The 8,972-nt window shown below is 74.5% G+C and carries 9 protein-coding genes; 4 read left to right on the top strand and 5 right to left on the bottom strand.

What is annotated here, in order from left to right; all coding sequences use genetic code 11:
- Positions 1 to 195: 195 nt before the first annotated feature.
- Positions 196 to 630, bottom strand: a complete 435-nt coding sequence (locus AB0F18_RS36865; protein ID WP_362069168.1) for a CBS domain-containing protein — start codon at positions 628 to 630, stop codon at positions 196 to 198.
- A 147-nt stretch (positions 631 to 777) separates the two neighbouring features.
- Between AB0F18_RS36865 and AB0F18_RS36870 the strand changes: the two genes are divergently transcribed.
- Both AB0F18_RS36870 and AB0F18_RS36875 read left to right on the top strand, forming a co-directional pair.
- Positions 778 to 1,362, top strand: coding sequence for a TetR family transcriptional regulator (locus AB0F18_RS36870; RefSeq protein ID WP_362069171.1), 585 nt, complete (start codon positions 778 to 780; stop codon positions 1,360 to 1,362).
- Between the two features lie 117 nt (positions 1,363 to 1,479).
- Positions 1,480 to 2,238 carry an SDR family oxidoreductase gene (locus AB0F18_RS36875; RefSeq protein ID WP_362069174.1) on the top strand — a complete coding sequence of 253 codons (759 nt, stop codon included), beginning with the start codon at positions 1,480 to 1,482 and terminating at the stop codon, positions 2,236 to 2,238.
- 46 nt (positions 2,239 to 2,284) lie between these two features.
- Here AB0F18_RS36875 and AB0F18_RS36880 read toward each other — a convergent pair whose 3' ends face one another.
- Positions 2,285 to 3,835: an alpha/beta hydrolase gene (locus tag AB0F18_RS36880; protein ID WP_362069177.1), complete on the bottom strand. Its 1,551-nt coding sequence runs from the start codon at positions 3,833 to 3,835 to the stop codon at positions 2,285 to 2,287.
- A 181-nt stretch (positions 3,836 to 4,016) separates the two neighbouring features.
- Complete coding sequence (locus AB0F18_RS36885; protein ID WP_362069180.1) at positions 4,017 to 4,685, bottom strand: hypothetical protein; 669 nt, start codon at positions 4,683 to 4,685, stop codon at positions 4,017 to 4,019.
- Positions 4,686 to 4,888: 203 nt separating this feature from the next.
- On the opposite strand from AB0F18_RS36885, the gene AB0F18_RS36890 reads away from it, so the two are divergent.
- Entirely contained in the window at positions 4,889 to 5,437 is a 549-nt protein-coding gene (locus AB0F18_RS36890) for a hypothetical protein (RefSeq protein WP_362069183.1), read from the top strand.
- Between the two features lie 21 nt (positions 5,438 to 5,458).
- Here AB0F18_RS36890 and AB0F18_RS36895 read toward each other — a convergent pair whose 3' ends face one another.
- On the bottom strand, positions 5,459 to 6,508 hold the full coding sequence (locus AB0F18_RS36895; protein WP_362069186.1) for a methyltransferase: 1,050 nt from the start codon (positions 6,506 to 6,508) through the stop codon (positions 5,459 to 5,461).
- A 235-nt stretch (positions 6,509 to 6,743) separates the two neighbouring features.
- Between AB0F18_RS36895 and AB0F18_RS36900 the strand changes: the two genes are divergently transcribed.
- The gene (locus AB0F18_RS36900; RefSeq protein ID WP_362069189.1) at positions 6,744 to 7,799 is read left to right on the top strand and encodes a cation diffusion facilitator family transporter; all 1,056 of its coding nucleotides are present in this window, start codon (positions 6,744 to 6,746) and stop codon (positions 7,797 to 7,799) included.
- Here the strand turns inward: AB0F18_RS36900 and AB0F18_RS36905 are convergent.
- Entirely contained in the window at positions 7,789 to 8,703 is a 915-nt protein-coding gene (locus AB0F18_RS36905; protein ID WP_362069192.1) for an alpha/beta hydrolase, read from the bottom strand. The two genes, AB0F18_RS36900 and AB0F18_RS36905, sit on opposite strands and share 11 nt — an antisense overlap.
- Positions 8,704 to 8,972: the final 269 nt, after the last annotated feature.

The following is an 8,972-nucleotide window of genomic DNA, read 5'->3' on the forward strand; positions in this document are numbered from 1 at the left end:
TGTTTCTTCTGGTGTGGGGGGGGGGGGGGGGGCGGGGGCTGGGGGTTTACCACGCCGGCCTTTTCCCCCCCCACACACCCGGGGGGGGCGGGGGGGGGGCCCCCCCGGCCGGCGCATCGCCACTTCGCTGACCGGTTACTTCAACGAGGGCATCGGCGGGGGGTTACGGGGGTTCGCCGTTCGGTTGTCCGCCGGTCAGTTCGCGGCGTAGACGCGGGTCGCGAACTCCGCGATCTCCGTGTCCGAGAGGTTCTTCGCCAGATTGGCCTCGGTGATCATCCCGATCAGCCGGTGGCCCCCGGCCACGTCGATGACCGGCAGCCGCTTGATCTGGTGGACCTCCATCGTGTCCACCGCCTCCTGCACGTTGCTGTCGGCGTCCACCCAGTGCAGCGTCCCGGCGAGCTCCCGGGCCTTCATCGCCGCCGGGTCCTTGCCCTCGGCGCAGCACTTGACCACGATGTCGCGGTCGGTGATCAGCCCCTGGAGGCGCTCGTCGTCCCCGCAGATGGGCAGGCAGCCGACGTTCAGGTCGCGCATCATCCGCGACGCGTCCAGCAGGGTCTGGTCCTCCCGGACGCACTGCACACCCTTGGTCATGATGTCCCGGGCCCGCAGGTTCCTCGTCATGGTTCCTCCTCGGCACTCCTGGTCCGCGGCCTTGTACACCCTTCCCTACGAGCACAGCACGAATGGGCCTGCGCGGCGCGCCGAACGGGCGGCCCCCCACCCGATCTTTATTGACCGTTCGTTCCAGATAGCTCTATGATCTTCGACGTGGCCAGGACCAAGGAATTCGATCCGGACGCCGCGCTCCAGTCGGCCCTCGAACTGTTCTGGAGCCGCGGCTACGAGGCGACGTCGGTCGCGGACCTCGTCGAGCACCTCGGCATCGGGCGCGCCAGCATCTACGCGACCTTCGGCAGCAAGCACGAGCTGTACCTGAAGGCGATGGACCGCTACGCCGAGACCCAGAACCCGCTGCTCCTCTCGGAGCTGTCCCGGCCGGGGCCGGCGCTGCCCGCCGTACGGGAGGTGGTCCGCCGCTTCGCCGCGGAGGCCGCCGTCCCGGGCAGGAGGCAGACGGGCTGCTTCGTCACCAACACCGCCGCCGAACTGGCCGCGCACGACCGCGACGCCGCCCGCCGGGTCGAGGTGAGCTGGGACCGTTTCGAGACCCTGCTGCACTCCGCGCTGGTCCGGGCCCGCGCCCAGGGCGAGCTGCCGGCCGGGCGCGACCCGCGCGCGCTCGCCCGGATGCTGCTCGTCCTGCTCCAGGGCGTCCGGATCGTCGGCAAGGCCTCGGACGACCCGGCCCGGGTGCGGGACGCGGCCGAACAGGCGCTCACCCTGCTGGACTGACCGCCCGGCCGGCGTCGCCCTGCGCACGCGAACCGCCGGGGGCGTCCCTTCGTGCGCCCTCATTCTGAACCGATCATTCAAATATGGGCCCTGTGGCCCTCAAGGGAGTCACCGAAGATGAACCGCTTCACCGGCAAGACCGTCCTGGTGACCGGCGCCGGCACCGGCATCGGCCGGGCCGTCGCCCTCGCCTTCGCCGCCGAAGGCGCCCGCGTGGTCGCCGCCGGACGCACCGTGGCTCCGCTGGAGGAGACGGTCGCCCTCATAGCGGCCGCGGGAGGCACGGCCGCCGCCGTCCCCGCCGACGTCACCGACTCCGTCCGCCTCGCCGCCCTCGTGCGCGAGACCGCGGACCGCTTCGGCGGGCTCGACATCGCCGTCAACAACGCGGCGGTCCTGCGCGGCACCGTGCCCGCCGCCGACATCACCGAGGAGGACTGGGACGAGGTGCTGCGCACCAACGTCACCGGCGTCTGGCTGGCGATGAAGCACGAGATCGCCCACATGCGCGAGAACGGCGGCGGGGTCATCGTCAACGTCTCCTCCAACCTGGGCGCCCACACCCGCATCCCGAACGCCGCCGCCTACGTCACCTCGAAGGCGGCCGTGGCCGCCCTCACCCGCGCCGCCGCCCTCGACCACATCCGCGAGGGGATCCGCATCAACGCGGTCAGCCCCGGAGCCACCGCCGCGCCCATGTCGCTGCGCCAGGGCGAGACCGAGGCCGACCGCGCCGAGCGGATCAAGGGCGAGAACCCCCTCGGCCGGCTCGCGGAGGCCGAGGAGGTGGCCGCGGCCGTGCTCTACCTCGCCTCGCCGCAGGCGGGTGCGGTCGTCGGCACCGACCTCGTGGTCGACAGCGGCTCCTCGGCCTGACGGCCCGGCGCCCACCGCTCGGCGTCTACCGCCCACCGCCCGGCGTCTACCGCCCTGCGGCGGCCGGATCCGGCAGCGGCCGGCCCTCGCACGAGGCGTCCCCGGCCGGCATCCGGCCGTCGACGAGGAAGCCCTCGACGTACGCGTCCACGCACGCGTTGTGCGACTGGTAGACGCCGTGGTCACCGCCGCCGACCGTGATCAGGCGGGATCCGGCCGTCCCGCGGTGGGCCCGCAGCGCACCCTCGTAGTAAGTGGCCGGATCGTGCTTCGAGTTGAGCATCAGGACCGGCGGCAGCCCGCGCCCGGTGACCTGCACCCGGGGCGCCTGCGAGCGCGGCCAGGAGGCGCAGACCGATGCGAAGGTCAGCTCCCGGGCCCCGGCCATCGGGTAGGCGCGGCTGTCCGCCTCGCTCCGCCGCACCCAGTACGCGCCGTCGTGGTTCCAGGGGGTGTCCTGACAGATGACGGAGAAGAAGTCCGCCGCGAACTGCGCCCCCAGCGGGTGCCTCAGCTTCTCGGCGAGGGCCGTGCGGGCGGCCGGCGGCGCCGCGTCCGGGTGCTCCAGCACGCCCAGCAGCACCGCCAGGTCGGGGAAGCGGTCACCGCTGTAGATGATCGAAGTCGCGGCGGCGTCCAGGTGGTTGGGGGTGACGAGCGTCCCTTCCAGGTCCAGCGGGTGCGCGCCCAGCGCCGCCCGCAGCCGCTCGTAGGACGCCTTGGCCTCCTCGGCGGTCCGGCCCTGGTGGTACGTCGCGTCGTTCGCGGCGAGCCACGGCAGGAAGTCCTGCTCGAACCGGCGCTGGAAGCTCATCGGCTGCCCCGTCAGGAAGTCCTGCCAGCTACCGGTGAAGCCGATGTTGCTGTCGAGCACCACCCGGTCGACCCGGCGCGGGAACTCGGTCGCGTAGTAGGCGCCGAGGAAGGTGGCGTACGACGGGCCGTAGTAGGACACCCTGGACTCGCCGAGCAGCGTCCGGAACAGGTCCATGTCGTGCACGGCCTGGTCGGTGGTGATGTACGGGAGCAGGCCGCCCGACCGGCTTTCGCAGTCCCGTACGAAGCTCCGCGCGCGGTCCACGGTGGCGGCCACGGCCTCCGGCGACCGGTCGCGCAGGTCGCCGCTGGTGAACAGGGCGTCCACGGTGTCCTGGTCGGAGCACACCACCTGGGTGCTGGCCCCGACCCCGCGCTGGTCGAAGCCGACGATGTCGTACGCGGCCGCCAGCTTCGGCGAGTACGCCGCCAGCCCCGCCGGCCGGCCCAGACCCGAGGCGCCCGGCCCGCCGGCCGCCATCATCAGGACGCCGCGCCGCGCGGCGGGGTCCGAGGACCGGTGCCGGGACACCGCGACGGTGAGGTCCGCCCCCGTGCCGGGGTGGTACCAGTCGCGCGGCACCGTCATGGAGGCGCACTCCAGCGCCCCGGACTGGCACGGCTGCCAGTCCAGCCGCTGCTGCGCGTACCGGGCCGGCACGGCGGGCGACCCGCCCTTCACCGGAGCGGCGCCCGCCGGCGAGGCGGGCAGGGCGGCGAGGGCGAGCAGCCCGCACGCGGCGGCCGTGGCCCAGCGCGCGGGCTTCCTGAAGAGGTGCATGTGGGTGGTTCCCCCCGTAGGAGCGATTCGGTTCACCCCGATCCTCCGAAAACGCGGCCGCCCGGACGATCCCCCCACTGCCCGTATCCCCGGTGGTGCTGGCACCACCCCCCAGGCCGGACAGGGCGTACGGCAGGCCGGCCGCGGTCCTCGACGATGAGGGCCGCGGCCGGCCGGGGTGCTAGCTGACGAACTCCTCGTCGCCGTACCGGACTTCGGCCTTCGACCAGTCGACCCCGAGCTTCGCCGTGAAATTCCGGGCGAGCGACAGGTCGGCGAGCGGAGCGATCAGGATGAGCTGCCCGTCGAGGGTGACGGATCCGCCGCCGAGCTCGTCACGGGCGTGGGGGTCGGCGACCAGTGCGTCGTGCAGACGGGTGGCGCTCACACCGGAGGCCCGGATCTCGACCGCGTCGGTCTCCGGCGAGGTGCGCGGCAGGCAGCGGAACGTCAGCACCGACTCCTGGTGGTACTCCTTGGCGATGACGCCGGCGATGTGGTGCAGCCCGTCGCGGTTGACCCGGTTCACCTCGAACTGCCGCGACCGCTCGTAGGTGGTCTGCTTCAGATCGCCGGACCAGAACACCCCGTCCAGCAGGGTCGAACGGCCCGTCCGGGCGCCGTTGGCGTGGACGATCCCGCGGACCTCGCGGTCGAAGCGGACCAGGCGCGTCTTCAGCCGGGGGTCGGCCGGATCCGTGATGACGGCCGTGTTGTCGGTGGCGAAGACCTCCCCGGCGGGGCAGCCCGACGCCGCGCCGGAAGGCGCAGGGGCGGCCTGGGCGGTGCCCGCCCCCGCCGTACCCAGCGCCAGTGCCCCGGCGACGACCAGCACACGCAACCGCTTCATGCTCAACTCCCTGAATGTGGGCCCCTGCTGCCTCACCCGGGGCCGCGGCGGCCCCAATCCTAGGAGTCGGACGGGGCGGTTCACGCCGTCTTACCGCATATGGCGGATATCGGGCGGTGTGGCTCCATCTGCCCCACCCGCCGGGAGGTTGACGTGAGAGCGGACCCGACCGGGGGTATGGCTCATCCCCGGGAGGCGGAGTCGTGAAAGCTGGCGCAAGGAACGCGGTCCGGGGCCTGGCCCTCCTCGGGTCCGTGGCGGTCCTCGCCCTCGCCGGGTGGCTGGTCTGGCTCCTGCCCGGACCGCAGCTGGTCGCCGTCCTGGGCCTGCGGCCCGTGGACGGCACCCTGGCCGTCTCCGAGTGCTACGACGCGTCCGACGCGGAGGGATACCCGGGCGGCACCGAGTGCAAGGGCCTCTACACCCCGCGCGGCGCGGGCCGGCCGCCGCGCGAGGTCCTGCTGGACGGCGCCGCCGGGAAGCACGAGCCGGGCAGCGCGGTGCCGGTGCGGATCGCGCGGGGGCGGGCGTACGAACTGTCCGCCCTCGCGGTGGGGCACGTCGGCGCCGTCACCGGGTTCCTCCTCGTCCCCTTCCTCGCCCTCGCCTCCTGGCTGCTCGCCTGCGCCCGCCGCGGCGGGGCCGGGAACGGGGAGGTCCACCTGCTCGCGGCGCTGGCCGGACTGGTCGCCGTCTTCGCGCTGAGCGTGGCGGCCGCGCTCCTCGTCGCCCTCGTCACGGCCGTCCTGTGACCCCCGGCGGCCGCGGGCCGGTCACACCGCTACCGCCTCGACGATCGACGGCAGCGAGGGCGTCGGCAGGATCCGGTGCAGCCGGAACCCCGCGCGCGCCAGCAGCTCCTCGAACTCGGCGGCGGTCCGCTCGCGCCCCTCGACGACCATCAGCATCACGATGTCCAGCTCCACGGCCGGATGCGGCACACCGCCCCCGGGCAGCACCGCGTCCACGACCAGCAGCCGCGCCCCGGCCGCCGCCGCGCGGCGGACCGAGCCGAGGATGCGCAGCGCGTCCTCGTCGTTCCAGTCGTGCAGGATGTGCTTGAGCAGGTAGAAGTCCCCGCCGGGCGGAACGGCCTCGAAGAAGTCCCCGCCCTCGGCCCGCCAGCGGCCCGCCAGCCCCGGCTCGTCCAGCAGGTGCCCGGCCACGGTCGCCGGCCGGTCGAAGAGCACGCCCTCCAGCGAAGGCCCCCGGTCCAGCACGGCCCGCAGCAGCCCGCCCCGGCCGCCGCCCACGTCGACCACCCGCGCCCCCTCGGGGAACGCGTAGCCCCGCGCGACCAGTTCGTCCTCCGGACCGGAGAACGCCGCCATCCCCGCGTCGAACACGGCCCGGTCCTCGGGCGACTTCCGCAGGTGCTCGAAGAACGGGCTCCCGTACGCCAGCTCGAAGGACGACCGCCCGCCGTCCAGGGTCCGCGGCAGCTCGCCGGCGGACCGCGCGATCATCGGGTCGGTGATCATCAGCACGGCGGGGTGCTGCGAGTGCGCCACGCCCGTCCGCAGCGGCTGTCCGGCCGGCTCCAGCCGAAACCGGCCCTGTTCGTCCTCGTGGAACAGCCCCCGTCCCGCGAGCAGCCGCAGGACGCGGCGCAGCACGGCGGCGTCGGTGCCGCTGAGGGCGGCCAGCTCCTCGGCCGTGCGGGGGCCGTCGGCGAGGTGGTCGGGGATCCGGTGGACCGCCACGGCCCGCAGGGCCGCGGAACGGACGTGGCCGAACATCACGTCGTGCAGCACCGGGGGAGCCGAGGAAGCCGAGGGGCGGGCGGGGGCCAGGGGGTCGCGGGAATCGCCGGGGCCGGTCACGGGCGTGCTCCTGTCGTCTCAGGTCAGGAAGTACGGCACCGCCATGGTGACCCGGAAGGGCCGCCGTCCGAGGGGATTCCGGCACGGCCGCCCGCCGTCAAGTCGACTTCCGGGCAGCTCCGGCGGGGAACCGGCACCGGCGGCGCCGCGGACGCACCTGCGAGCCCGTCGCACCTGGTCACGGCAGGTACGACGGCCATAGCCGCAATCGTCTCCCTGTGCCACCGTGGAGGCCATGGAGGTCAACCGGAGCACCCACGGCACCCACCCGCACGACCCTCACCCGCACGACGGCCACGACCACCCCCACGCCCCCGGGCGGGCGGCGCGGCTGCGCCACCGGCTCGCGCACCTGCTCACCCCCCACCGCCACGAGGCCGCCGACAAGGTCGACGCGGCGATGGAGACCTCCCGCGAGGGCATGCGCACCCTGTGGACCTCCCTCGCCGTCCTGGGCGCGACCGCCGCCGTCCAGGCCCTGATCGCAGGCCTGTCCGGCTCCGTGGCCCTGCTCGGCGACACCGTCCACAACGCCGCCGACGCCCTGACCGCCGTACCGCTGGGCATCGCCTTCCTCCTCGGCCGGCGCGCCGCGAACCGGCGCTACACCTACGGCTACGGGCGCGCCGAGGACCTCGCGGGCGTCCTCGTCGTGGCGGTCATCGCGGCCTCCGCGGCCTTCGCCGCCTGGGCGGCCGTCGACCGGCTCCTGGCCCCCCGGGACGTCACCCACCTGTGGGCCGTGGCCGCGGCGGCCGTGACCGGGTTCGCCGGAAACGAGTGGGTGGCCCGCCGCCGCATCCGCACCGGCCGCAGGATCGGATCCGCCGCCCTGGTCGCCGACGGCCTGCACGCCCGCACCGACGGGTTCACCTCCCTGGCCGTCCTGCCGGCCGCCGCCGGCTCGGCCCTCGGCTGGCGGGCCGCCGACCCCGTCGTGGGCCTGCTGATCACCCTCGCCATCCTGCTGGTCCTCGGGGACGCCGCCCGCGAGGTCTGCCGCCGCCTGATGGACTCCGTCGACCCCGGCCTCGTCGACACCGCCGAGCGCGCGCTGCGCGGGGTGGACGGCGTACTGGACGTCGGACAGCTGCGCATGCGCTGGATCGGCCACGCCCTGCGCGCCGAGGCCGACATCGTGGTCGGCCCGCACCTGACCGTCGTCGAGGCGCACGGGCTGGCGGTGGCGGCGGAAGGCGCCCTGATCCGCGCGATCCCCCGGATGACCGCCGCCACCGTCCACACCGACCACGTCCACGCCCACCCCGGACGGGCCGGGGTCAGCGGCTGACGGGGGCCCGCTCGGCGCGCTCCACCAGGGAGGTGATCAGCGAGGCGATCTCCGGCCACAGCTCCTGCGGCAGGTCGTGGCCCATGCCGTCGAAGACGACGAGCTCGGCGCCCGGGACGGCCGCGGTGGTGGCCCGGCCGCCGCTGACGTCGCACACGGGGTCGTCGGCGCCGTGGATCACCAGCGTCGGCACCCGCACCGCGCCCAGCCGGGCCGTCCGGTCGCCCGAGGCGAGGGAGGCCACGGCCTGGCGGGCGACGCCGAGGGGATCGTAGGCGCGGTCGAAGGCACGGGCGGCGCGCTCGCGCAGCGCGGCCTCGTCGCAGGCGAACCCGGGCGAACCCATGACCCGTACCGCCCTGACGGTCCGCTCGATCACCTCCTCGCGGCTCACCGGCGGCGGCCCCGCCAGCACCCCCAGTACCCCGGGGTCCGGCCGTCCGACGCCTGGGGCGCCCGTCGTGGACATCAGGGAGGTCAGCGACCGGACCCGGCCGGGATGCTCGATCGCCATCGTCTGCCCGATCGCCCCGCCCAGTGACAGCCCGACGACGTGCGCGCTCTCCAGCCCCAGCGCGTCCAGCAGGCCCACCGAGTCGGCCGCCATGTCGGACAGGTCGTACGCGGCCGACGACAGGTCGCCGCGCTGGGCCGCCGGCACGTCGGGCACCGGCGCGTCGTGGAAGTGCGAGGACAGGCCGCAGTCCCGGTTGTCGAACCGGATCACCTGCGTCCCGCGCCCCGTCAGCTCGGCGCAGAACCCGTCGGGCCAGCCGTGCATCTGGAGGGCCAGACCCATCACCAGCAGCACGGGGGGCGCCTGCGGGTCGCCGAAGCGCTCGTAGGCGACCTCGATGCCCGACGGGCCCACGTTCACGGCCTTCTGCTCACTCACCGCTGTCATGAGTCGGTTCTACACGCCGCGGGCGCCGCGCGAGCCGCTCCGGCCGCCGCGTGTCCTGCGCGAGCGTGCGCGCAAGGGCCGTGTTCCGAGCATCTCTTGACATGCTCGCGGCGTCACGCTGCACTGGTGCGCGCACCGGACAGCACCGCTCCGCACCCCCATGCCCCGAGCCGGCTGGAGCCGCCATGCGTCTGCTCAGGATCCTGATCGCCGCCGCCTGCGCGGTCTTCGCCCTCACCCTGCCCGGCGCCGCCGCCGGCCCGGCCCGC

The organism is Streptomyces sp. NPDC029216, from assembly GCF_040648015.1.
Classification (GTDB): Bacteria; Actinomycetota; Actinomycetes; order Streptomycetales; family Streptomycetaceae; genus Streptomyces.